The sequence below is a fragment of the Microbacterium sp. oral taxon 186 str. F0373 genome (assembly GCF_000411455.1).
Classification (GTDB): domain Bacteria; phylum Actinomycetota; class Actinomycetes; order Actinomycetales; family Microbacteriaceae; genus Microbacterium.
Map to the genome: position 1 here is coordinate 1,303,352 of NZ_KE150457.1, position 23,375 is coordinate 1,326,726.

22 protein-coding genes are annotated in these 23,375 nt (G+C 70.6%); 8 read left to right on the forward strand and 14 right to left on the reverse strand.

The window, feature by feature from the left end; all coding sequences use genetic code 11:
* Nucleotide 1: 1 nt before the first annotated feature.
* The 3 genes from HMPREF1529_RS06065 to HMPREF1529_RS06075 all read left to right on the forward strand — a co-directional run bounded on the left by HMPREF1529_RS06065 (nt 2) and on the right by HMPREF1529_RS06075 (nt 2,092).
* A complete protein-coding gene (locus HMPREF1529_RS06065; protein ID WP_016464129.1) occupies nt 2–1,015 on the forward strand; it encodes an aldo/keto reductase family protein in 1,014 nt (337 codons plus the stop codon).
* Nucleotides 1,016–1,049: 34 nt separating this feature from the next.
* Entirely contained in the window at nt 1,050–1,538 is a 489-nt protein-coding gene (locus HMPREF1529_RS06070) for an NUDIX domain-containing protein (protein WP_016464130.1), read from the forward strand.
* Between the two features lie 191 nt (nt 1,539–1,729).
* Nucleotides 1,730–2,092: a VOC family protein gene (locus HMPREF1529_RS06075; RefSeq protein ID WP_016464131.1), complete on the forward strand. Its 363-nt coding sequence runs from the start codon at nt 1,730–1,732 to the stop codon at nt 2,090–2,092.
* Here the strand turns inward: HMPREF1529_RS06075 and HMPREF1529_RS06080 are convergent.
* Nucleotides 2,089–2,634, reverse strand: a complete 546-nt coding sequence (locus HMPREF1529_RS06080; protein WP_016464132.1) for a ribonuclease H family protein — start codon at nt 2,632–2,634, stop codon at nt 2,089–2,091. The two genes, HMPREF1529_RS06075 and HMPREF1529_RS06080, sit on opposite strands and share 4 nt — an antisense overlap.
* A 57-nt stretch (nt 2,635–2,691) precedes the next feature.
* Between HMPREF1529_RS06080 and HMPREF1529_RS06085 the strand changes: the two genes are divergently transcribed.
* The 3 genes from HMPREF1529_RS06085 (at nt 2,692) to HMPREF1529_RS06095 (ending at nt 4,320) form a co-directional block, all read left to right on the forward strand.
* Nucleotides 2,692–2,949, forward strand: coding sequence for a hypothetical protein (locus HMPREF1529_RS06085; protein WP_016464133.1), 258 nt, complete (start codon nt 2,692–2,694; stop codon nt 2,947–2,949).
* Nucleotides 2,950–2,993: 44 nt separating this feature from the next.
* Complete coding sequence (locus HMPREF1529_RS06090) at nt 2,994–3,404, forward strand: GNAT family N-acetyltransferase (protein ID WP_016464134.1); 411 nt, start codon at nt 2,994–2,996, stop codon at nt 3,402–3,404.
* A gap of 157 nt (nt 3,405–3,561) precedes the next feature.
* On the forward strand, nt 3,562–4,320 hold the full coding sequence (locus tag HMPREF1529_RS06095; RefSeq protein ID WP_016464135.1) for an MBL fold metallo-hydrolase: 759 nt from the start codon (nt 3,562–3,564) through the stop codon (nt 4,318–4,320).
* Here the strand turns inward: HMPREF1529_RS06095 and ppsA are convergent.
* From ppsA to HMPREF1529_RS06125, 6 genes are all read right to left on the reverse strand, one after another.
* Nucleotides 4,260–6,692: a phosphoenolpyruvate synthase gene (gene ppsA / locus HMPREF1529_RS06100; RefSeq protein ID WP_016464136.1), complete on the reverse strand. Its 2,433-nt coding sequence runs from the start codon at nt 6,690–6,692 to the stop codon at nt 4,260–4,262. The two genes, HMPREF1529_RS06095 and ppsA, sit on opposite strands and share 61 nt — an antisense overlap.
* Nucleotides 6,693–6,755: 63 nt before the next feature.
* A complete protein-coding gene (locus HMPREF1529_RS06105; protein WP_016464137.1) occupies nt 6,756–7,574 on the reverse strand; it encodes a pyruvate, water dikinase regulatory protein in 819 nt (272 codons plus the stop codon).
* A 148-nt stretch (nt 7,575–7,722) separates the two neighbouring features.
* Nucleotides 7,723–9,339 (reverse strand): ABC transporter permease, encoded by a 1,617-nt coding sequence (locus tag HMPREF1529_RS06110; RefSeq protein ID WP_016464138.1) that lies wholly within the window; start codon nt 9,337–9,339, stop codon nt 7,723–7,725.
* Nucleotides 9,336–10,253 carry an ABC transporter ATP-binding protein gene (locus tag HMPREF1529_RS06115; RefSeq protein ID WP_016464139.1) on the reverse strand — a complete coding sequence of 306 codons (918 nt, stop codon included), beginning with the start codon at nt 10,251–10,253 and terminating at the stop codon, nt 9,336–9,338. Before HMPREF1529_RS06115 ends, HMPREF1529_RS06110 begins: the two co-directional genes overlap by 4 nt.
* Before the next feature lie 79 nt (nt 10,254–10,332).
* Complete coding sequence (locus tag HMPREF1529_RS06120; protein ID WP_016464140.1) at nt 10,333–11,691, reverse strand: APC family permease; 1,359 nt, start codon at nt 11,689–11,691, stop codon at nt 10,333–10,335.
* 220 nt (nt 11,692–11,911) lie between these two features.
* On the reverse strand, nt 11,912–12,385 hold the full coding sequence (locus tag HMPREF1529_RS06125) for an Lrp/AsnC family transcriptional regulator (protein WP_232212068.1): 474 nt from the start codon (nt 12,383–12,385) through the stop codon (nt 11,912–11,914).
* A 141-nt stretch (nt 12,386–12,526) separates the two neighbouring features.
* On the opposite strand from HMPREF1529_RS06125, the gene ald reads away from it, so the two are divergent.
* Nucleotides 12,527–13,600 carry an alanine dehydrogenase gene (gene ald / locus HMPREF1529_RS06130; RefSeq protein ID WP_016464142.1) on the forward strand — a complete coding sequence of 358 codons (1,074 nt, stop codon included), beginning with the start codon at nt 12,527–12,529 and terminating at the stop codon, nt 13,598–13,600.
* Between the two features lie 87 nt (nt 13,601–13,687).
* Here ald and HMPREF1529_RS06135 read toward each other — a convergent pair whose 3' ends face one another.
* The 5 genes from HMPREF1529_RS06135 to HMPREF1529_RS06155 form a co-directional block, all read right to left on the reverse strand.
* The gene (locus HMPREF1529_RS06135) at nt 13,688–15,070 is read right to left on the reverse strand and encodes an aspartate aminotransferase family protein (protein ID WP_016464143.1); all 1,383 of its coding nucleotides are present in this window, start codon (nt 15,068–15,070) and stop codon (nt 13,688–13,690) included.
* On the reverse strand, nt 15,067–15,549 hold the full coding sequence (locus tag HMPREF1529_RS06140; RefSeq protein WP_016464144.1) for an Lrp/AsnC family transcriptional regulator: 483 nt from the start codon (nt 15,547–15,549) through the stop codon (nt 15,067–15,069). Before HMPREF1529_RS06140 ends, HMPREF1529_RS06135 begins: the two co-directional genes overlap by 4 nt.
* 186 nt (nt 15,550–15,735) lie before the next feature.
* Nucleotides 15,736–17,112, reverse strand: a complete 1,377-nt coding sequence (locus HMPREF1529_RS06145; RefSeq protein ID WP_016464145.1) for a pyridoxal phosphate-dependent decarboxylase family protein — start codon at nt 17,110–17,112, stop codon at nt 15,736–15,738.
* The gene (locus HMPREF1529_RS06150; RefSeq protein WP_016464146.1) at nt 17,109–18,821 is read right to left on the reverse strand and encodes an amidase; all 1,713 of its coding nucleotides are present in this window, start codon (nt 18,819–18,821) and stop codon (nt 17,109–17,111) included. The genes HMPREF1529_RS06145 and HMPREF1529_RS06150 overlap by 4 nt, the downstream gene beginning before the upstream one ends.
* A complete protein-coding gene (locus tag HMPREF1529_RS06155; protein WP_016464147.1) occupies nt 18,818–19,864 on the reverse strand; it encodes an agmatine deiminase family protein in 1,047 nt (348 codons plus the stop codon). Before HMPREF1529_RS06155 ends, HMPREF1529_RS06150 begins: the two co-directional genes overlap by 4 nt.
* Nucleotides 19,865–19,973: 109 nt before the next feature.
* Between HMPREF1529_RS06155 and HMPREF1529_RS06160 the strand changes: the two genes are divergently transcribed.
* Nucleotides 19,974–20,570: a TetR/AcrR family transcriptional regulator gene (locus HMPREF1529_RS06160; RefSeq protein ID WP_016464148.1), complete on the forward strand. Its 597-nt coding sequence runs from the start codon at nt 19,974–19,976 to the stop codon at nt 20,568–20,570.
* On the opposite strand, the gene HMPREF1529_RS06165 is transcribed toward HMPREF1529_RS06160, so the two are convergent.
* On the reverse strand, nt 20,551–21,987 hold the full coding sequence (locus HMPREF1529_RS06165; protein WP_005047782.1) for an aminobutyraldehyde dehydrogenase: 1,437 nt from the start codon (nt 21,985–21,987) through the stop codon (nt 20,551–20,553). The two genes, HMPREF1529_RS06160 and HMPREF1529_RS06165, sit on opposite strands and share 20 nt — an antisense overlap.
* A complete protein-coding gene (locus HMPREF1529_RS06170) occupies nt 21,984–23,351 on the reverse strand; it encodes an aspartate aminotransferase family protein (RefSeq protein WP_016464149.1) in 1,368 nt (455 codons plus the stop codon). Before HMPREF1529_RS06170 ends, HMPREF1529_RS06165 begins: the two co-directional genes overlap by 4 nt.
* Between the last annotated feature and the right edge of the window lie 24 nt (nt 23,352–23,375).

A 23,375-nucleotide genomic window follows, 5' to 3' on the forward strand; every position in this document is an offset into this window, starting at 1 on the left:
AATGGTCAACTATCGCTATCTCGGCAACAGCGGCTTCAAGGTCTCGGAGATCACCTACGGCAACTGGGTGACCCACGCCTCCCAGGTGGAGAATGAGGCCGCCATTGCCACCGTTCACAAGGCACTCGATCTCGGTATCACCTCGTTCGACACGGCCGATGCCTACGCCAACACGGCCGCCGAGGTCGTGCTGGCCGACGCCCTGAAGGGCCTCGAACGCACCGATTACGAGGTCTTCACGAAGGTCTACTGGCCGATCGGCAAGAAGGGACCGAACGACCAGGGGCTGTCGCGCAAGCACCTCTTCGACGGCATCCACGGGTCGCTGCGCCGTCTGAACGTCGACTACGTCGACCTGTACCAGGCGCACCGCTTCGACTACGAGACCCCGCTCGAAGAGACGATGCAGGCGTTCGCCGACATCGTCCGCCAGGGCAAGGCGCTCTACATCGGCGTGAGCGAGTGGACGGCCGAGCAGCTGCGCGAGGGCGCCGCGCTCGCGAAGGAGCTGAACTTCCAGCTCGTGAGCAACCAGCCGCAGTACTCGGCGCTCTGGCGCGTCATCGAGGGCAAGGTCGTGCCGACCTCGGAGGAGCTCGGCATCTCGCAGATCGTCTGGTCGCCGATGGCGCAGGGCGTGCTGAGCGGCAAGTACCTGCCTGGACAGCCCGTTCCCGCCGGCTCGCGCGCGACCGACGAGAAGAGCGGGGCGAACTTCATCAAGCGCTTCCTCACCGACGACACGCTCGCCGCCGTGCAGAAGCTCAAGCCGATCGCCGAGCAGGCGGGCCTCACCATGCCGCAGCTGGCGATCGCGTGGGTGCTGCAGAACCCGAACGTGTCGGCCGCACTCGTCGGTGCCTCGCGTCCCGAGCAGCTCGAGGACTCCGTCAAGGCGTCCGGTGTCGTGCTCGACGCCGAGGTGATGTCGGCGATCGATGAGGCCCTCGCGCCCGCCGCGGTCACCGACCCCGAGGAGACCTACAAGGTCTCGCCCGCTTCGCGCCCGCTCTGAGCCGTCTCACGGTGAGACACGGCGGCTGACGCGCATGGCCACGATGAGCGCCGGCATCCTGCTGTACCGGAGAGAACCGGACGGCGCGGTGTCGGCGCTCGTCGCACATATGGGCGGTCCGTTCTGGGCGCGCAGGGACGAGGGGGCGTGGTCGATCCCGAAGGGAGAGTTCGACCCGTCGCAGGAGTCGGCGTGGGATGCCGCGGCGCGCGAGTTCCGCGAAGAGCTCGGTGTCGCCCCTCCCGATGTGCCGTACGTAGAGCTCGGCACGTTCGCGTACTCCTCGGGGGCGAAGACCGTCACGGTGTTCTGCGGCGACGGTACCGGATTCCTGACCTCCGATGCCGACCGCGCCGCGCTCGTTTTCGGTGAGTTCGAGATGGAGTGGCCACCCCGGTCGGGGCGTCGCCAGTGCTTTCCGGAGGTCGATCGTGTCGAGTGGATGCCGCTCTCCGACGCCCGTCGGCGCGTGGTGGCCGGTCAGCGGTCGGCGCTCGACGCCCTCGAGGGGCTTCTCGGCTGACCGGTGTTCATAACTCCGGAGTTTCGCGGTGCCGCAAACGTGTCGGGACGGTGAGGTCACCCTGGAGCCCCGCATTTCCGGAGTTGTGAACCGCGGCGGTGCGGAACGCGAGCGGCCACATGCGCCGGTGCGGCGACCTCTTGCGCCCGCGCCACAGGCGGCGAAGACTGTGCGCGATGGAAGGGGCACTCATGGCACACGGCGACATCACGCACATCGACATCCCGGTCGCGGATCTGGCGCAGGCCGCGGCGTTCTATTCCGAGCTGTTCGGCTGGCAGATCGCGGAGCCGCCGGGCTTCGAGGGCTACCCGATGTGGTCGGCCCCCAACGGCATCAGCGGTGGCGGACTCGCGCCGCGCAGCGACGGGTTCACCCAGCCGCGTTCATACGTCGAGGTCGATTCGATCGACGACACCATCGCGACGGCGAAGGCGGCGGGAGGGACCGTCGCCATGGGGAAGGAGCCGATCACCGCGAAGAGCTGGTGGGCGGTGATCGTCGACCCCGACGGCAACCACATCGGCCTGTTCGAGGGGACGACCGAGGACTAGCGCTTCTTCTTCGGCGCCGCAGACACGTCGAGCTGCGGGTGCAGGCCGCCCAGCGACGACCAGGCACTCGCGGTGCCCTTCGCCGCATGCTCGGCACCGCGGACGGCACGTTCGTCGGCCCACTCGTTGAGCACGTGCCCCTGGTGGCCGCGGACGTGCTCGAGCACGACGTCGGGCAGGCCCGCCGCTCGCCGGGCGTCGCGCACCTCGATCAGCTGCTCGAGGAGGTCGCGGTTCTTGGTGGGTGCTCCGGTCGAGGTCTTCCAGCCGCGCCGACGGTGTCCGTCCATCCAGGAGGAGTACGTGTCGATCGCGTACTTCGAGTCGGCCTGCACGATCAGGTGTGCGATGTCGGCGTGGTCCTCGATGGCCTTCAGCAGGCCCATGAGCTCACCAATGTTGTTGGTCCCCACCGGGATCGCACCGGCCGCCCAATGCCCGTCCTCCCCGACCCACGCCCAGCCGGTCGGTCCCGGGTTGCCCTTGCAGGCGCCGTCGGTGGCCACGGTGTACGAATCGGTCGGGTCGGTCGCGGAAGTCACCGTTCGACGGTACTCGATGGGGCCGACGGCGGATGCCGCGAGACGTAGGGTGATCGCGTGGGCGAGGACTGGCGGCTGACGGGACAGGAGGCGTCTCTCGTCGGCCGGCCCCTGCGCCTCGCGCGGTGGGTGCCGTACCGACCCGGTTGGGACCATGACCACTGCGAGTTCTGCTGGGCGGAGATCTCTGACGATGAGACCAGCCACGCCGATTTCTCGGAGGCATGGGTCACGGCGGACGACAACCGGACGTGGGTCTGCCCGGCGTGCTTCGATGACTTCCGGGGGCGGTTCGGCTGGACGATCGTGACATAGGCGCTCGGTCACGGTCGCCTCTGCAGCGCCCATACACTGGCCGGATGACCACGTTGCGCGTGACGACAGAGCTGGACGAAATCGATCTGGACATCGTCCACCGCTGGCTCTCGGAGGAGGCGTATTGGGCGCTCGGGCGCAGCCGTGAGCTCGTCGAGCGAGCCGCCCGGGCGTCGCTGAACTTCGGGGCGTTGGATGCCGACGGCATGCTGGTCGGCTGCGCGCGCGTCGTCACGGATGCCGCGACGTTCGCGTGGGTCTGCGACGTGTTCGTCACGCCTTCCGCGCGCGGTGAGGGTGTCGGCACGCTGCTGGCCGAGACGATCGCGGCCACGGTTCGGCCGTGGGGACTGAATCGGACCATGCTCGCGACCGCCGACGCTCACGGCGTCTACGAGAAAGTCGGTTTCGTGCCGCTGCCGCATCCCGAGCGGATGATGGTTCTCGGCGGCTGATCCGTGCGGTGAGCGGGTTTATTCGCAGGATCGCGGGGCACGAACTCCGCAGAAACCGATGAACTCCGCATCCATCTGGGTGATCGGGTGCGGAGTACGTCACATCCTGCGGAGTTCGTCGGGCCTGGCGGCGCGTCGGGGCGACGAGAATGGCACCATGACCACTCCGCGCCCCGTGCTCACTCTCGTCGGCGGTCCCACGGCGATCATCGAGTACGCCGGCATCCGCCTGCTCACGGATCCGACGTTCGACGAGCCGGGTGACTATCCTTCGGGGTCGGTGACGCTCCACAAACTCACGGGTCCGGCCCTCGGTCCCGACAAGGTCGGCGAGATCGACGTCGTGCTGCTCTCGCACGATCAGCATCCCGACAACCTGGATGCCGCGGGTCGCGCCTTCCTCCCGCGCGCCGGTGCCGTGCTGTCCACGCCCGCGGCGTCGGCTCGCATCCCCGGCGTCCACGGCCTCGAGTCGTGGCAGACCTCGACCGTCGGCGACGTCGAGATCACTGCCGTCCCCGCCCTGCACGGGCCCGAGGGTGCCGAGGAGTTGTCGGGACCGGTCACGGGGTTCGTCCTGCGCGCCCCCGGTCACCCGGTCGTCTACGTCTCCGGCGACAATGCCGACACCGCGCTCGTCGCCGAGATCGTCGAACGCATCGGCACGATCGACATCGCCGTCCTGTTCACCGGCGCCGCCAACGTGGGCCGCTTCGGCGACGGCGACCTCACCCTCAACGCCCGCACCGCCGTGGAGGCAGCGCGAGCGTTGGGGGAGGCGATCATCGTTCCGGTGCACGCCGAGGGGTGGCACCACTTCACCGAGACGCGTGAGCGCCTCGAGCGCGAGTTCGCCTACGCGGGGCTCGCCGACAGGCTGCTCGTGCCGGTGGCGGGCGTGCCGCTGGCGTTCTGACCCGACGTCCCGCCGGCCTTCGACAACCGCAGCCACGTCTCGACGACGGTGTCGGGGTTGAGTGACACCGACTCGATGCCCTCCGCGACGAGCCACTCGGCCAGATCGGGATGATCCGACGGTCCCTGCCCGCAGATGCCGACGTATTTGCCCGCCGCGCGGCAGGCGGCGATCGCCATCGACAGCAGGCGCAGCACGGCCGGATCGCGCTCGTCGAACGTCGACGCCACCAGCCCCGAGTCGCGGTCGAGCCCGAGGGTCAGCTGGGTCATGTCGTTCGAGCCGATCGAGAACCCGTCGAAGAACTGCAGGAACTGATCCGCGAGCAGTGCGTTCGACGGCAGCTCGCACATCATGATGACCTTGAGGTCGTTCTCGCCGCGGCGCAGGCCATTCTCGGCGAGCAGTTCGACGACCGCATGGCCCTCCCCGACGGTGCGGACGAACGGCACCATCACCTGCACGTTCGTGAAGCCCATCTCGTCGCGCACGAACCGCAGCGCCTCGCACTCCATGTCGAAGCACGCGCGGAAGTCGGGGGAGATGTACCGTGACGCGCCGCGGTAGCCCAGCATCGGGTTCTCCTCGTGCGGCTCGTACAGCTCGCCGCCGACGAGGTTGGCGTACTCGTTCGACTTGAAGTCGCTGAGTCGCACGATCACCGGCTCCGGCCAGAACGCCGCCGCGATCATCGACACGCCCTCCGCCACTCGGCGCACGAAGAAGTCGCGCGGCGCGTCGTAGGCGGCCGTCGCGTCGGCCACACGGTCGCGCAGCTCGCCCTCCAGTGCGTCGAACTCCAGCAGCGCCCGCGGGTGGATGCCGATCTGCCGGTTGATGATGAACTCCAGCCGCGCCAGCCCCACTCCGCGGTGCGGCAGCCGTGAGAACGAGAAGGCCTGATCGGGCGTGCCGACGTTCATCATGATCTTCACCGGTGCCTCCGGCATCGAGTCCAGCCGCGTCACCTCCTCCTCGAAGGGCAGGATGCCGCGGTAGACGAACCCGGTGTCGCCCTCCGCGCACGAGACGGTCACCTCATCGCCGTCGGCGAGGGTGGCCGTGGCATCCCCCGTGCCGACGACGGCGGGGATGCCGAGCTCGCGTGCGATGATCGCCGCATGGCACGTCCGCCCGCCGCGGTTGGTGATGATCGCGCTCGCGCGCTTCATGATCGGCTCCCAGTCGGGATCGGTCATGTCGGCGACGAGCACCTCGCCCGGCTGGAACTCGGCCATCTGGTCGAGACTGCGCAGCACCCGCGCGGGCCCTGCGCCGATGCGCTGACCGATCGCGCGGCCCGCCGTGGCCACCTCGCCCCGCGCGCCCAGCACGAAGCGGCGGATGACCCCGGCCTCCACCCGAGAGACGACCGTCTCAGGCCTGGCCTGCAGGATGTAGAGCCGTCCATCGATGCCGTCCTTGCCCCACTCGATGTCCATCGGCCGGCCGTAGTGCTCCTCGATGATCAGCGCCTGGCGTGCGAGCTCGACCAGGTCGGCGTCATCGATCGAGAACCGTCGGCGCTCGGATGCCGGGACATCCTCGAACCTGGTCGACGCGCCCGCTTCGCGGGCATCGGTGTAGCGCATCGCGATGGCCTTCTCTCCGACCGAGCGCTTCAGCACCGCCGGGCGCCCTGCGCGCAGGGCCACCTTCGAGACGTAGAACTCGTCGGGGTTGACCGCGCCCTGCACGACGGCCTCGCCCAGTCCGTACGAACTCGTGATGAACACGGCGTTCTCGAAGCCCGACTCGGTGTCGACGGTGAACATGACGCCCGCCGCGCCCACGTCGGAGCGCACCATCTTCTGGATGCCGGCCGACAGGGCCACCTCGTCGTGGTCGAACCCGTGGTGGGCGCGGTACGCGATGGCGCGGTCGTTGTACAGCGACGCGAACACCGAACGGATGGCGGCGAGCACGTTGTCGATGCCTGCGACGTTGAGGAAGGTCTCCTGCTGCCCGGCGAAGGAGGCGTCGGGGAGGTCTTCGGCGGTCGCCGAGGAGCGCACCGCGAACGAGGCGCCGGGGTGCTCCGCCGTCAGCCGCTCGTACGCGGTGCGGATCGAGGACTCCAGTTCCGCGGGGAAGGGCTGCTCCTCCACCCACGCCCGGATCTGCGTGCCGGCGTGGGTGAGGGCCGCGACATCCTCCACGTCGACCTCGGCGATCGCCGCCGCGATGCGCTCGCGCAGCCCTCCTTCGGCGAGGAACTCACGATAGGCGTCGGCGGTCGTGGCGAAGCCGCCGGGAACGCTCACGCCGGCGGCGGACAGGTGCGACACCATCTCGCCCAGAGACGCGTTCTTGCCGCCCACGGCGGGGAGGTCGGCCATGCCGAGCTGATCGAACCAGAGGATGCTGCTCATGTGTCGAGCCTTTCGGTGGGTGCGGTGTGCGCGGTGTGTGCGGTGGAAGGGGAAGCGGAAGAGTCAGGTGCGGAGCTTGAGGGACTGCATGATCACCGCTGACATCTCCTCGACGCTCTTGGTCGACGAGTTCACGAACGGGATGTGGGTGCGCCGGTAGAGGTCTTCGGCGCGGCGCAGCTCGAGGGTGCACTGCGCGAGGCTCGCGTACGTCGAGTCGGGCCTGCGCTCGTGGCGCACCTGGCTGAGTCGCAGCGGCGTCGTGGTCAGCCCGAAGCAGCGCGCCGCGTAGGGGGCGATCGCTCGCGGCAGTCCCTCGGTGGGAAAGTCGTCGTCCGTCAGCGGGTAGTTCGCCACGAGCAGTCCGTACTGCAGCGCCAGGTACATGGTCGTCGGCGTCTTGCCGCAGCGCGATGGTGCGACGATCAGCACGTCGCCCTGATCGAGGGCGCGCATGCTCTGCCCGTCGTCGTGCTCGATGGCGTACTCGACCGCGCGCATCCGCGCGAAGTACTGCTCGGTGTCGCCGACGGTGTGGAACGAGCCGAGCTGTTCGGATGCCGTCGTACCGAGCGCCGCCTCGAGCTCGGTGAGGTGGCCGCTCAGGAGGTCGATGTGGGTGGCGCGAGCACCACCGAGCGTGCGTGCGACCGCGGGCGAGCGCACGGTGTGGAACACGATGGGCTGCATCCCGGCATCCGCTGCCCTGTCGATCTCGCGGGCGACCGCGGCCGCACCCTCGGCCGAGTCGACGAACGGCACGGTGTGATGGCGGAAGGAGACGCCCGGGAAGTTGACGAGCAGGGCACGGCCCAACGTCTCCGCGGTGATGCCCGTCGAGTCGGAGACGAAGTAGGCGGCGCGGGGCGTCGTGGGGGTCACGCGGGTGCTCCTCGTCGCCTCGGGGGAGACCGGCCGATCGACCGGTTGTTCCGAGGCTACGAAAGATGACCCTTCCCTCTGCGCGCTCGGCGCGTAAAGAACTTCCGTTCTTACGGCTCTGTCAGGAAGTCGCGATCGGGTGCGGCCCTCAGGCGCGCAGCTCGCGGCGCCGCATCGCTAGCAGGGCAGCGGCCACGGCGAGGGCGGTGGCGAGAGCGAGGGGCAGGATGCCGCGGAGATCGACGCCGTCGGACGTCGGCACCGGCGCGGACGCGAACGGCGCGACGTCCACGAGCGCCGCGCTCATCCCGAAGAGCGGGCCGAAGAGCGCCACGACGGCGCCGATCGCGACGAGGGCCCACGCGGTCGGGAGCGCGAGTCGCGGCAGCACCACGACGAGGACGGCGGCCAGCCCCGCGAACAGCCAGGCGGGCACCAGCTGACCCGCCCCCGCGATCGCCGCATCCCGCACCAGCCCCGCGCCGTCGCTCGCCGCCTGGGCGCCGGCGGCGGCCCCCAGGACGCCGCCGACGAGGGTGAGCGTCGCCGCGACCAGCGCGACGACGACGTGATCGCCCAGCCACCGCCGGCGCGCGACCCCCGACGACAGCAGCAGCTCGGCGGTGCCGCGGGTCTCGTCCTGGCGGGCGCGGACGACGGTCTGCGTCGCCGCGCACGCCGCGAAGACGCCCAGCATCACGAAGAAGACCACAACGATGCCCCGCGCGAGATCCGCGCCGGCGCCCCCGAGGGCCTGCAGGACGGCGGTGACCGCCGGGTTGTCGTCGCCGATCCGGTCGGCCACGGAGCCCAGCGAGGTCGAGAGGACGCCGACGAGCACCCCCGCCGCCGTCCAGCCGATGACGGAGGGCAGGCTCTGGCGGGCGACGAGCGCCAGATGGGAGGCGAGGGCGGGCCGCGCGTGCGCGCGACCGCGCCGCTCGGGGAGGAAGGCGGCCCCGAGGTCGCGATGGGCGTGCAGCGCCGCCGCCGCACTGATCAGGACCGCTGCGACCACCGCGCCGAGGATCAGGGGCCGGGGATCGTCGGCGTCGAAGGGGCGCACGTTCTCGGCCCAGCCGAACGGCGACGCCCAGGCCAGGCCCGAGCTCGTCATGCGCGTGAGGTCGTCGCTCGGGGTGCCGAGCGCGTTGCCGACGCCCGCGACGACGAAGCATCCGAGCAGCACCCAGACCGACAGACTGTTCGCGCCGCGCGCGGTGGGCAGCAGCTCCGCCGCCGCCAGCCCCACGCCCAGGAAGACGAGCGCCACGACGAGGCAGGCCGCCCCGACCAGCGCCGATCCGAGCGCGGGAGCGCCGCTGGCGACGAACACGGCGCTCACCACGACCCCCAGCACCGCCGCGGCGACCGCCCCGTGCACCACCGTCGCCGCCAGCGGGACGGACCGGCCCGCCGGCGTCGCCGCCACCAGCTCCAGACGGCCCTCCTCCTCGTCGCCGCGGGAGTGCCGCACCGCGAGGAACGAGCTCATCAGCGCTCCCAGCAGCAGCAGCCACGGCAGCAGGAGGAACGCGACCATCTGCGCTTCGCCCGCCCCCGACGGCAGCCCGCGGAAGAGCAGGATCACCGGATTGGCTATCACCGTCGCCAACAGCGCGACGCGCTCCTGCTCGTCGCCGTACGAGCCGCGCACGCCGGGGTAGCCGGCCGCGACGAGGGCGGCGGTGCCCCCGATCCACACGCTCAGCTGCACGGCATCGCGGCGCAGGCGTTGGCGCAGGAGCGGAGCCAGCGTCGTCACCGCGATCCCCCGGCCGGCTGTGCGCTGTAGTGGCGGAGGAACAGCTCCTCGAGCGACGGGGGAGCCACCCGCAACCCTTCGGCGCCGAGCGCGCCCAGGCGCGGCAGGGCCGCCGCGACGGCGTCGCTCGCGAGGGTCAGCGAGATGCGGCCCGCGGCCTGCGTGACGTCCTCGGCGCCGGGCACCGCGCGCGCCGCCGCGAGCGTCGCACGATCCGTCGCGACGAACGACACCTCCGTCCGGGTGAGGTGGCGCATCTCGGCGAGCGTCCCGGCATCCACGATGCGCCCGCCGCGCACGATCGACACGCGGTCGCACAGCAGTTCGACCTCCGACAGGATGTGGCTGGACAGCAGCACGGTGGCCCCGGCATCCCGCACACGAGCGACCTCCTGACGGAAGACGACCTCCATGAGGGGGTCGAGGCCGCTCGTGGGCTCGTCGAAGACGTACAGGTCGGCGGGGACGGCGAAGGCCGCGACGAGCGCCACCTTCTGACGGTTGCCCTTCGAGTACGCGCGGCCCTTCGTGCGGGTGTCGAGATCGAAGTCCGCGCAGAGCCGGCGTCGCACCTCGGCGTCCGCCCCTCTGCCGCCCGTGCGCAGGCGGCAGAGCAGGTCGATCGCCTCGCCTCCGGACAGGTTCGGCCACAGGCTCACGTCGCCGGGGACGGAGGCGATGCGGCGGTGCAGGCGGGAGGCCTCCGCCCATGGGTCGCCGCCGAGCACGGTCGCCGTGCCGGACGTCGGCCGCGCCAGCCCGAGCAGGATGCGGATGGTGGTGGACTTGCCGGCGCCGTTGGGGCCGAGGAAGCCGTGCACCTGGCCCTCGTCGACCGTGAGGTCGAGCCCGTCGAGGGCGTGCACGCGGCCGTAGTGCTTCGTGAGGGCGTCCGTGCGGATGACGGCGGTCATGCGCCGGATGCTACGCCGAGGGCGGGTGCCGCGGTAGATGCGACACCCGCCCTCTCCCCCGGTGCGTCGGGGACGGCGCTCAGATCTGGGAGCGCGGCCCCGGCTCGACGATCTTGTTGAAGCCGGTGACCGGCTGGTTCTCATCGAACGACACCACGGGGCGACGGAAGCCACGGGTGAGGAAGATGAGGTACACGAGCCCGAGGCCGGTCCAGATGAGACCGACGACGAGCGCGTGGTCATCGAGGTTGACCCACAACAGCCCCGTGAGCGCCATGCCGATCGCGGGCATCACGATGTAGTTGATGATGTCGCGCGGTGTGCGACGGCGTCCCTGGCGAACGGCGAACCAGGCGATCACCGAGATGTTCACGAACGTGAACGCGATGAGGGCGCCGTAGTTGATGTAGTCGACGATCTGGTCGAGGGTGAACGCGATGGCCGCCAGGCTCACGATGCCGACCAGCACCACGGTGAACGCCGGCGTGTGGGTGCGCGGGCTGATGTAGCCGAAGAGACGCTTCGGCAGCACGCCGTTGCGGCCCATCACCAGCAGCATGCGGGCGACCGACGCGTGTGAGGCGAGCCACGACGCCAGCGTGGCGGCGAAACCCGCCGCCGTCAGCACCGACTGCAGCACGATGCCGCCCACCTGCGAGCCGATCTCCGGCAGCGTCGAGTCGGCGATCGCCTCGGGTGGGAACGCGTCGCTGGACGGGAAGCGCAGCTGCGTGAAGTAGGCCGCGACGAGGAAGATCGCGCCGCCGACCAGCACCGTCAGCAGGATCGCGCGCGGCATGGTCTTCGGGTTCTTCGCCTCCTCCGCGTACATCGTGACGGCGTCGAAGCCGATGAACGAGAAGCAGACGATGGTCGCGCCGGCCAGCACCGCGCCGAACTCGACCTCCGGGTGGAAGAACGGCTGCACCGAGGCGACCGTGCCCGCGCCGGCGCCCTGCACCAGCTGCACGATGACCATGACGACGAACACCGCCATGACGACGATCGAGAAGATCAGCAGGATCATGTTGACGTTCGAGGTGCCGCGCATCGTCAGGTAGATGATCCCGGTGACGGCCGCGGTGAAGCTCACGACCCACACCCAGCCGGGGATGTCGGGGAAGAGCGCCTCCATGTAGCTGCGGAGGATCAGAGCGTTGACCATCGGCAGCAGCAGGTAGTCGATGAGTGACGTCCAGCCGACGAGGAACCCGAGGCTCGGGTGCATCGATTCGCGGACGTACGTGTACGCGGAGCCGGCGCTCGGGATGACCCCGACCATCTTGCCGTAGCTGATCGCCGTGAAGCCCATCACCACGAGGGCCAGGGCGTACGCGGCGGGCACGACGTTGTTGGTCTCGACGGCGACGTTGCCGAAGGTGTCGAACACGACCGTGGGCGTCATGTAGCCGAGGCCGAGGCCGACGATCGACCACACCCCCAGCGAGCGGGCAAGGGTGGCGGAGCGAGAGGATGCCGACGTGGCGGCGAGTGACTCGTTCGTGATTCCTCCTGATGATGAGGTGTTTCGGGTGCTCGAAATACTAGGGTCGGCCTGTTTCGTGTGTGTAGCGTCGCCGTCACCGCTGATGACGCGTCGGCGCCATATTCGGACGATTCGACCGGGGATCGTCCGTTCGCGGACGAAGGGTGCGGGCTCAGACCCCGCGCAGCCCGTCCGTGCGCTCGAAGATGAGGCTCGTGTTGGTCGCCGCGACGATCGAGTGCGTGGAGAGGTGGTCGGTGACGAAGGAGCGCAGGTCGGCGCTGTCACGCCCGCGGAAGTGGATCACGAAGTCCTCCGCGCCGGCGACGTAGAAGTACTGGGCGACGTCGGGGTGGGTGCGCAGCTCCTCGGCGAACCGGGTCAGCTGCGCGCGCGCCCCCGGGCGGATGCGTACCGACACCAGCGCTTCCGTGCGATAGCCCAGCGCGGCGGGGTCGACGTCGACCGTGAAGCGGCGGATCACCCCGCGGGAGACGAGCCGCGAGATGCGCGCGTGCACGGTGGATGCCGCCAATCCCAGTGTCGCGGCGAGGCGGCTCAGCGGCTGGCGGGCGTCGCGGCGCAATTCGTCGATGAGTAGGAGATCAGCGGCATCCATCGATGTATCTGCGGAAGAAACGGCCATGTGCCGAGCATAGTTCGATCGGAAAGACTGATTTCACTGAATCTTCGGATGCGCTTGTCGTGCATCGAGCGGGCTGACATCGTGATCGCGCTGCACCGCTCCACTCCCCTTTCCGCGGACCATTTTGAAGGAGTCCCGCCCATGATCATCGGTGTTCCCGCAGAGATCAAAGACAGCGAGCGCCGCGTCGGCATGACGCCCACGGGCGTCGACGAGCTCTCGGCGCACGGCCATCGTGTGCTGATCCAGAGCGGCGCCGGCGTCGGGTCGGGCTTCAGCGACGACGCCTACCGTGCCGCGGGAGCCGAGATCGTCGACGACGCCGCCGACGTCTGGGGCGCCGCCGACCTGCTCGTCAAGGTCAAGGAGCCCATCGCGCCGGAGTACGGATTCCTCCGTAAGGACCTGACGCTGTTCACCTACCTGCACCTGGCGGCCGCGCCGGCGCTCACGCAGGCGCTCCTGGATGCCGGCACCACCGCGATCGCGTACGAGACCGTGCAACTGCCCGACCGTTCGCTGCCCCTGCTCGCGCCCATGAGCGAGATCGCCGGGCGACTGTCGGTGCAGGTCGGTGCGCAGCAGCTGCTGGGCCCGGCCGGTGGCCGCGGCATCCTGCTCGGAGGCGTCCCCGGCACCCCGCGCGGGCGGGTCGTCGTGATCGGCGGCGGCGTCGCCGGCACCCACGCCGCGCAGATGGCCGTGGGACTGGGTGCACACGTCACGATCGTCGACCTGTCGATCCCGCAGCTGCGCCGCCTCGACGAGCGTTTCGACGGCCGTGTGGACACGCGGGTGTCGACCCGTTCGACCATCGCCGACCTCGTCGCCGACGCCGACCTCGTCATCGGCTCGGTGCTCGTGCCGGGCGCGGCGGCGCCCAAGCTCGTCACGCTCGACATGGTCGAGCGGATGCGCCCGGGCTCGGTGCTCGTGGACATCGCGGTCGATCAGGGCGGCTGCTTCGAGGGCACGCACGCGACCACGCACACCGACCCGACCTACCGGGTGCACGATGCGATCTACTACGCCGTCGCCAACATGCCCGGGGCCGTGCCGCTGACCTCGACCCTCGCGCTCACGAACGCGACGCTGCGCTACACGCTCGCGCTCGCCGACCTCGGCACCGACGCCGCGCTCGCCGCTGACGCCTCGCTGGCGGCCGGCCTGTCGATCCGCGGCGGCGAGGTGATCGACACCCGCATCCTGGCCTGACGAACGCCGCAGATACGAACGAACTCCGCATCCGATCGCGTGATCGGATGCGGAGTTCGTCGCATTCTGCGGAGCTCGTGATCCCGGTCAGAGCCGGGCCCAGGCCTCCGTGAGCACGGAGCGCAGGATCTGCTCGATCTCATCGAACTCCGCCGGGCCGATCGTCAGCGGCGGGGCGAGCTGGATCACGGGGTCGCCGCGGTCGTCGGCGCGGCAGTAGAGCCCCGCGTCGAACAGCGCCTTGGAGAGGAAGCCGCGCAGCAGCCGCTCGGACTCGTCGTCGTCGAAGGTCTCCTTCGTGGCCTTGTCTTTGACGAGCTCGATGCCGAAGAAGTACCCGTCGCCGCGCACATCGCCGACGATGGGCAGGTCGAGCAGCTTCTCGAGCGTCGCGCGGAACACGGGTGAGTTCTCGCGCACGTTCTCGAGCAGCTTCTCCTCCTCGAACACATCGAGGTTCTCCAGCGCGACGGCCGCCGAGACGGGGTGTCCGCCGAAGGTGTAGCCGTGCGGGAACGACAGGTCGCCGTGTGCGAACGGCTCGTAGACGCGGTCGTTCACGATCGTGCCGCCCAGCGGCGCGTACCCGCTGGTGACCGCCTTGGCGAACGTGATCATGTCGGGCTGGTAGTCGTAGGCCTGAGCCCCGAAGTAGTGGCCGAGGCGTCCGAAGGCGCAGATGACCTCGTCCGAGACGAGCAGCACGTCGTAGCGGTCGCAGATCTCGCGCACCCGCTGGAAGTAGCCGGCCGGGGCGGGAAAGCAGCCGCCGGCGTTCTGCACAGGTTCGAGGAACACGGCGGCGACCGTCTCGGGTCCCTCGAACTGGATCATCTGCTCGATGCGGTCGGCGGCCCACAGGCCGAACTCCTCCGGCGTGCCGCCGCCGAAGCCCGACTCCGCCGCGCGGTAGTAGTTGGTGTTGGGCACGCGGAAGCCGCCCGGGGTGACCGGCTCGAACATGTGCTTCATGACCGGCAGGCCGGTGATTGCGAGGGCGCCCTGCGTCGTTCCGTGGTACGCGATGGCCCGGGAGATGACCTTGTGCTTGGTGGGCTTGCCCTGCAGTTTCCAGTAGTGCTTGGCGAGCTTGAACGCGGTCTCGACCGCCTCTCCGCCGCCGGTGGAGAAGAAGACATGGTTGAGGTCTCCCGGCGCGAGGTTGGCGATACGGTCGGCGGCTTCGATGCCGGACGGGTGGGCGTACGACCAGAGCGGGAAGAAGGCGAGCTCCTCCGCCTGCTTCGCGGCGGCCTGGGCGATGCGGCGGCGGCCGTGGCCGGCGTTGACGACGAACAGGCCGGCGAGCCCGTCGATGTAGCGCTTGCCGCGCGAGTCCCAGATGTGGTGGCCCTCGCCCTTGACGATGATGGGCACTCCGGGGCCCTCGGTCATCACCGACTGGCGTGCGAAGTGCATCCAGAGGTGGTCGCGGGCTTTGGCCTGCAGGTCGGCGTCGTCGATGGTCATCGTGTCCCCCAGTTGTAGAGCTGACGGTGGAGTTTGAGGTAGACGAAGGTCTCGGTCGAGACCACCTCGGGAAGGGCGCGGATCTGCTCGTTGAGCAGGTCCATGAGGTCGTCGTCGTTCTCGCAGACGACCTCGACGAGCAGATCGAACGATCCCGCCGTCGACACCACGTAGCTGATCCCCGGCAGGGTCGACAGCTGCGCGGCGATGCCGCGGGTGTCGCCGGCGATGCGGATGCCGATCATCGCCTGGCGGGCGAAGCCGAGCTGGAGTGGGTCGGTGACGGCGACGATCTGCATCACGCCCTGGTCCACGAGCTTCTGCACGCGCTGGCGCGTCGCTGCTTCGCTGAGACCGACGGCCTTCGCGATCTCGGCGTACGGTCGGCGCCCGTCCTCCTGCAGCTGCTCGATGATCGCTTTGGACGCGGCATCCAGGGTCTGTCGACGCGAGGGTGCGGTTTCCGTCGTTTGGGGCATGATCGGCGACGATATCAATCGCCGCAGTGAATAATCAAGACTGAATCAGAAGTTCGCGACGGACGCCTGCCCGCCGCGCCCCGCCCCTCCGACCTCACCGGATTCGGAAACGTGCAGCAGAATCGGATGCCGTCAGCCGCCGTCTCCGCATCCGTTGACGTCCGCCGCATCCATTGGGCCGCCCGGTCAGCGCATGGTGTCGAGGATGCCGGTGAGGTCCTCGAACGTGGTGCGGGGGTTCAGGATCGCGAACCGGGCGTTGGCGCGGCCCTCGTGGCTCGACGGCGTGACGAAGGCGTGCTGCACGTCGAGGAGGCGCTGCGACCACGCCTCGTACTCGGCGCGCGTCCAGCCGTCGCGCTCGAACACCACGACGCCCAGTTGCGGCTCGCGCACGAGGGAGAACCCGGGCCGAGCCGCGATCTCGTCGGCGATCCGCCGGGCGAGCACGATCGAGGCGCTGACCGCCTCGCGGTACGCAGCCGCGCCGTGGGTGGCGAGCGAGAACCACAGCGGGAGCCCCCGGGCGCGGCGGGTGAGGTGGGCCGCGTAGTCGGACGGGCTGTAGTCGGAGCGGTCGGTCAGGGTGTCGAGGTACTCCGCGTGCTGCGTGTGCGCACGCCGGCCCTGCTCGGGGTCGCGGTAGATGAGAGCGCAGGCGTCGAAGGGGGCGAACAGCCACTTGTGCGGATCGACGATCACCGAGTCGGCCTGTTCGACGCCGGCGTACAGGTGTCGGGCGAGGGGTGAGAGCATGCCGGCGAGGCCGTAGGCGCCGTCGACGTGCAGCCAGATGTCGTGGGCGTGGGCTGCCGCGGCGACGCCGGCGATGTCGTCCACGATGCCGAAGTTGGTCGAGCCGGCGGTCGCGACGACGGCGAACACCCGCTCGTGTACGTCGACGAGCACCTCCGCGACGGCGTCGCCGCGCAGCACCCCGTCGGTATCCGTGGGCACCGTGATGACGTCGACGTCCATGACCCGCGCCGCCGAGGCGATCGAGGAGTGCGCCTGCGAACTGCAGACGACCGCCCAGCGGGTCGGCGCGGCGGCGCCGGTGTCGGCGCGGTGCGCGCGCGCCGCTTCCCGCGCGGCGACAAGGGCGGAGAGGTTGCCGAGCGTGCCGCCCTGCACGAAGACGCCGCCCGCGGATGCCGGCAGGCCGAACTCGTCGGCCAGCCAGCGCAGCACCTCGTTCTCGGCGTGCACGGCGCCGGCGCCCTCCAGCCAGGAGCCGCCGTAGAGCGCGCTCGCCGACACGACGAGGTCGAACGCCGCGGCCGCCTTCGTGGGCGCGGTCGGGATGAAGGAGAGATACCGCGGGTCGTCGGTCGTGATGCAGGCCGGGGCCAGGACGTGCGTGAACACCCCGAGCGCGCGCTCGGCGCCGACCCCCTCTTCGGAGATCGTCCGCCCCGCCAGTCGGCTGAGCTCGGCGGCGGGCAGCGGCTTGTCGAGCGGGGTGTCCTGCGCGAGCAGGCGTTCGCGGGAGTAGTCGAGCACGAGGTCGACGATGCGGCGCGTCTCGGGGGTGACATCGTGCATGCGGGCGGCGCCGGTCATGTGCGGTCCTTCAGTGCGGGGGTGCGCGGCGGCACCGGTCGTTCGGGGGTGAGTGTCTCGATCGCGCAGCCGAGGCGCAGGAGTGCGACGTCATCGCCCGCGCGTCCCGCGATCGTGAGGCCGATCGGCATCCGGATGTCGTCCATGAGCCCCATCGGCACCGTCACCGTCGGGATGCCGAGGTGACGGATCGCGAGGTTGCCGTTCGCGACCCAGACGCCGTTGCGCCAGCCGAGCTCGGCGGAGGCCGGGTTCACGTCCATGTCGGCGGGTCCGACGTCGGCGACGGCGGGGAAGACGACCGCGTCGAGGCCGAGCCCGTCCATCCATTCCTCCAGGTCGACCCGCCGGGTGCGCTCCAGGCCCCTCAGCCCGTCTTCGAGCTCCGGCATGTCGCGCCAGGTCATGCCGGGGTTCTCCCGCACCCAGTCGGGGTAGGTCGCGATGTCGTCATCGAACCCGGTGTAGCGGTCGGGGAGCGCCCCCTCGGGGTGCGGGAAGATCCGCGCGCCGTCGACGTTCGTGAGCGAGGACAGCGCGGGGTCGCCGTTCGCGGCGAGAAAGTCCTCCCACGCCCACGCCGACAGGTCGACGATCTCGCGCCGCAGGTAGGCGGGCGAGACGAATCCGCGCGTCGCGATGGTCGGCGCTTCCGGCCGGTCGCCCTCGTAGGTGCTGACCACGGGGAAATCCACCTCGACGACCTCCGCCCCCGCCGCTTCGAGGGAAGCCCGCGTCTGCTCCCACAGCGCGATGATCGACGCGCGGGTCTGGATGCGCTGGCCGGTCGGGCCGCCGATGCCCGGGGCGGAGGAGGTCCCGGCATCCGGGTCGGCGTTGATGTACATCCGAGGGATGCCGAGGCGCAGGCCCGCCACCGACGCGCCCGCGCCGAGCGCACGGTAGTCGTCCGGGCGCACGGCGGACGGCGCCGGCAGCGGGATCCACGGCTGTGTGCGCCAGAAGTCGCCGCGGGTGTCGGGGTCGTCCGCGACGATCACATCGAGCACCTCGAGCAGGTCGGCCATCGTCCGGGTGTGGGGGACGACGACGTCCATCGTGGGCACGAGCGGCCAGTTGCCGCGCGTGGAGATGACGCCGCGCGAGGGCGTGTAGGCGCACAGTGCGTTGTTGCTCGCCGGCCCGCGGCCGCTCGACCACGTCTCCTCGCCGAGTCCGAACGCCGCGAAGGATGCCGCGGTCGCCGTGCCCGACCCGTTCGACGATCCGGAGCCGAACGGCGCGGTCAGCCAGTCGGCGCTGTACGGGCTCTCCGCCCGTCCGTAGACGCCGCGCTGCATGCCGCCGTTGGCCATCGGCGGCATGTTCGTCAGGCCCAGGCAGATCGCCCCGCCCGCCCGCAGGCGCTCGATCGTGAACGCGTCGCGCTGGGCGATCAGCTCGGCGAAGGCGGGGGAGCCGGCCGCGGCGGTGAGTCCCCGCACGAGGTAGCTGTCCTTCGCCGTGTAGGGGATGCCGTCCAGGGGTGAGAGGGTCTCGCCGCGGGCGCGGCGCTCGTCGGATGCCGCGGCTTCCGCGAGCGCGTCGGGGTTGCGGACGACGATCGCGTTGAGGGCGGTCGCGGTGTCGGGTCCGTCGTAGGCGTCGATGCGTGCGAGGTAGGCCTCGACGAGTTCGACGGCCGTCGCACGCCCGTCGTCGAGGGCGGCGCGCAGCTCGGCGATCGAGGCGTCGACGACGTCGATCACGAGGTCACCCCGCGCGGCAGGGCCGGCTGCTGCTGCGTGATGCAGTGGATGCCGCCGCCGCGCGCGAAGATCGGGCGTGCGTCGACGGTGACGATCTCGCGCCCCGGGTAGGCATCGGCGAGGATCGCGCGGGCCTCGGCGTCCGCTTTGTCCTCGCCGAAGCCGCAGGCGATGACGCCGCCGCCCACGACGAGGTGGTTGACGTAGCTCCAGTCGACGAAGCCCTCGCCGTCGCGCAGGGTCGCCGGCGCGGGCAGCTCGACGACCTCGAGACGGCGTCCGGCGGCATCGGTCTGAGTGGCGAGCAGCTCGCGGAGCGCGGCACTGACGGCGTGGTCGGGGTGCGCCGCGTCGCGCTGCGTGTGCAGGAGCACGCGACCCGGGGAGGGGAAGGTCGCAACGATGTCGACGTGGCCGTTCGTGCCGAAATCGTCGTAGTCGCGGGTGAGGCCGCGCGGCAGCCAGATCGCCGTCGTCGTGCCGAGCGTGCGGGCGAGCTCCGCTTCGACCCGGGCGCGGTCGGCGTAGGGGTTGCGCCGCGGGTCGAGCTGCACCGTGTCGGTCAGCAGCACCGTGCCCTCGCCGTCGACGTGGAAGCCGCCGCCTTCGGCGACCAGGGTCGAGGAGATGAGTTCCGCGCCGACCTCGGCCGCGACGATGCGGGCGTGCTCGGCGGAGCGTTCCCAGCGTGCCCAGTCGTGTGCGCCCCAGCCGTTGAAGATCCAGTCGACCGCGCCGAGGACGCCGGGGCGCTCGTCGTCGATCACGAACGTCGGGCCGTGGTCGCGCATCCAGAACTCGTCGACGGGCGCTTCGAGGATCGTGACGTCGCCGGGCAGCATCCGCCGGGCGCGCGCCGTCTCGGCGGGGTCGACGACCATCGTCACCGGCTCGAAGCGGGCGATGGCCGCGGCGACCTCCGTCCAGGCGGCGTAGCCCTCTTCGCGCTCGGCGTCGGTGTCGCCCAGGGTCGGTCCCTCCACGGGGAAGGCCATCCACGTGCGCGCGTGCGGCGCGGTCTCGCTCGGCATCCGCCAGCCCATCGGCATCCTCGACTCTCGTCCGGTCCTGGAGTAGCTTATTGATCACATGATCAACTCATCGGAGGGTAGCGAGCGGATGCCGTCGACGTCAACTGCCGGACGGGCGCGGATGAGCGCCGATCAGAGGCGCGATCAGATCGCGGGCGCCGCGCGCGAGATCGCGCTCGCCGAGGGACTGGACGCGGTCACGCTGCGCGCCGTCGCGGCGCGGGTGGGTGTGGCCTCCGGGTTGGTCGCCCACTACATCCCGAGCATGGACGACCTGGTCGCCGACACGTTCTTCGACATCGTCTCGGCCGAGCTCGACGAGGTGCGCGCGCTGCTTCCCGACGCTGCCGCTCCCGTGCGAATCGGTGCGCTGCTGCGGACGACCCTGGATCCCGCTCGCCGCGACGTCACCCTGGTCTGGGTGCAGGCGTGGGCGCTGGGCACGCGCAACGCTCCGCTGGCCGATCGGGTGCGCACGGCGATGGATGCCTGGCGCGCCGTGATCGCGGAGGAGGTCGCACGGGGGATGGCGGACGGGGCCATCCCCGCCGCCGACCCGGAGCCCCTCGCGTGGCATCTGCTCGCGATGATCGACGGCCTCAGCGCGCACGCGCTGGTGGGTTGGGGGCCGGCGATCGCGCCGGTCGCGCCCGTGCTCCGTGCGGCCGCGGGGCTGCTGGGCATCGAGGCAGAGACGCTCAGTCCAGACTCGCCATGACGTGCTTGAGGCGGGTGTAGTCCTCGAAGCCGTAGACCGAGAGGTCCTTGCCGTACCCGGAGTGCTTGAAGCCGCCGTGGGGCATGTCGGAGACGAACGGGATGTGCGCGTTGATCCAGACGCAGCCGAAGTCGAGGTCGCGGGAGAACCGCAGCGCCCGCGCGTGCTCGCGCGTCCAGACGGATGCCGCGAGTGCGTACGGTACCCCGTTGGCCAGCGCGAGGGCGTCCTCCTCCGACGTGAACGGCTGCACCGTGAGCACCGGGCCGAAGATCTCCTGCTGCACGACCTCGTCGTCCTGGCGGACGCCGGTGACGATCGTCGCCTCGAAGAAGCAGCCGGTGTCGCCCTGCCGGCGCCCGCCGATCGCGATCGACGCGTGCGACGGCAGCCGGTCGACGAACCCCTGCACCCGCGCGAGCTGGTCGGGGTTGTTCACCGGGCCGAAGAAGGCCTCCGGATCATCCGGCGCGCCGGTCTTCGCGTGATCGCGGGTGTGGGCGACGAGCTTCGCGACCAGCTCGTCGTGCACCGCGGCATCCACGAGCACGCGCGTCGCGGCGGTGCAGTCCTGGCCGGCGTTGAAGAACGCGGCCTCCACGATGCCGCGGGCGGCCCGGTCGAGGTCGGCGTCGGCGAACACGAGCGCCGGCGCTTTGCCGCCGAGCTCGAGGTGCACGCGCTTGAGGTCCCGCGCGGCCGAGGCGGCGACCTGCATACCCGCGCGCACCGAGCCGGTGATCGCGACGAGCTGCGGGGTGGGGTGCTCCACCAGCATCCGACCGGTCTCCCGGTCGCCGAGAACGACGTTGAGAACCCCCGCGGGAAGGATTCCGGCGGCGAGCTCGGCGAGGCGCACCGTGGTCTGCGGCGTCGTCTCGCTCGGCTTCAGCACGACCGTGTTGCCCGCCGCGAGAGCCGGCCCGATCTTCCACACCGCCATGTTCAGCGGGTAGTTCCACGGCGTCACCTGCGCGACCACACCGATCGGCTCGCGGCGGACGTACGACGTGAAGCCCTCCGCGTACTCCGCCGCCGCCCGCCCGTCGAGGTCACGGGCCGCGCCCGCGAAGAAGCGGAGCTGGTCCACCGACTGCACGATCTCGTCGGCGACGAGGCTCGCGCGCGGCTTTCCGGTGTCCTGCGACTCCAGATCGGCGAACTCCTCCGCATGCGCCTCCAGCGCGTCCGCGAGGCGGAACAGCAGCAGTTGGCGCTGGGCGGGCGTCGTCCGCTTCCACGTGTCGAAGGCGCGGGATGCCGCCGCGAACGCGGCATCCACCTCCTCCGCCGTCGAGACCGGAGCGTGGCCGTAGACCTCGCCGGTCACGGGGCTCACGAGCGGCAGAGCCGCACCCGATGACGCGACCGGCACGCCGTCGATGATGTTGCGGAGCACCGCCGTCGACGCGGTCACGACGCCACCTCGGCGTCGGTGACCTCCAGCGCGCGATCGATGACGTCGAGGCCGCGCACCAGATCGTCCTCCGAGATGATCAGCGGCGGCGCCACGTGCACGCGGTTGAAGTGCGTGAACGGCCACAGGCCCGCCTTCTTGCACGCCGCCGCGAACGCGGCCATCGGGGCGGCATCCGCCCCCGACGCGTTGAACGGCACGAGCGGCTCGCGACTGCGCCGGTCGCGCACGAGCTCGATCGCCCAGAACAGGCCCAGACCGCGGACCTCCCCGACCGACGGATGCCGCGCGGCCATCTGCTCCAGTCGCGGGCGCACGACGCGCTCGCCGAGGTCGCGGACGCGCTCCAGGATGCCGTCGCGGCGGAAGACCTCGAAGGTCGCCACACCCGGGGCGCAGGCCAGCGGGTGACCGGAGTAGGTCAGCCCTCCCGGGAAGGAGACCGTGTCGAAGTGCGCGGCGATCCGGTCGGAGATGACGACGCCGCCCAGCGGCACGTAGCCCGAGTTCACGCCCTTCGCGAAGGTGATGAGGTCGGGCACGACGTCGAAGTTCTCGAAGCCCCACCAGGTGCCCAGGCGCCCGAAGCCGACCATGACCTCGTCGGCGATGTAGACGATGCCGTAGCGGTCGCAGAGCTCGCGCACTCCCTGCAGGTAGCCCGGCGGCGGGATCAGCACGCCGTTGGTGCCCACGACCGACTCGATGATGATGGCGCCGATCGTCGAGGCGCCTTCCAGGATGATCGTCTGCTCGAGGTGGGCGAGCCCACGCTCCGCCTCCTGCTCCGGCGAGTCCGCGTGGAACGGCGACCGGTAGGCGTACGGGCCGAAGAAGTGCACGACGGAGGCGTCGGCCGGCTCGTTGGCCCACCGGCGCGGGTCGCCCGTGAGGGTGATGGCGGTCGAGGTGTTGCCGTGGTAGCTGCGGTACATCGCCAGCACCTTGCGCTTGCCGGTGACCAGACGCGCTATGCGGACCGCGTTCTCGTTGGCATCGGCTCCGGCGTTGGTGAAGAACACCTTCGAGAAGCCGTCGGGAGCGATCTCGCTGATGCGGCGGGCCAGTTCGCCGCGCGTGTCGTTGGCCATCGACGGCTGGATCGTGGCGAGGCGCCCCGCCTGCTCCTGGATCGCCGCGACGAGGTCGGGATGCTGGTGGCCGAGGTTGAGGTTCACCAGCTGCGACGAGAAGTCGAGGTAGCGGTTTCCCGCGTAGTCCCAGAACGTCGCGCCTTCACCTCCCGCGACCGGCAGCGGGTCGATGAGCGCCTGCGCGCTCCACGAGTGGAAGACGTGGCTGCGGTCGTCGCCGCGGACGGCGGCGTCTGCCGCCGGGTCGGCGATCGGGTCGATGGTGCTCATGATGTCTCCTCCGGATGCCGCGGA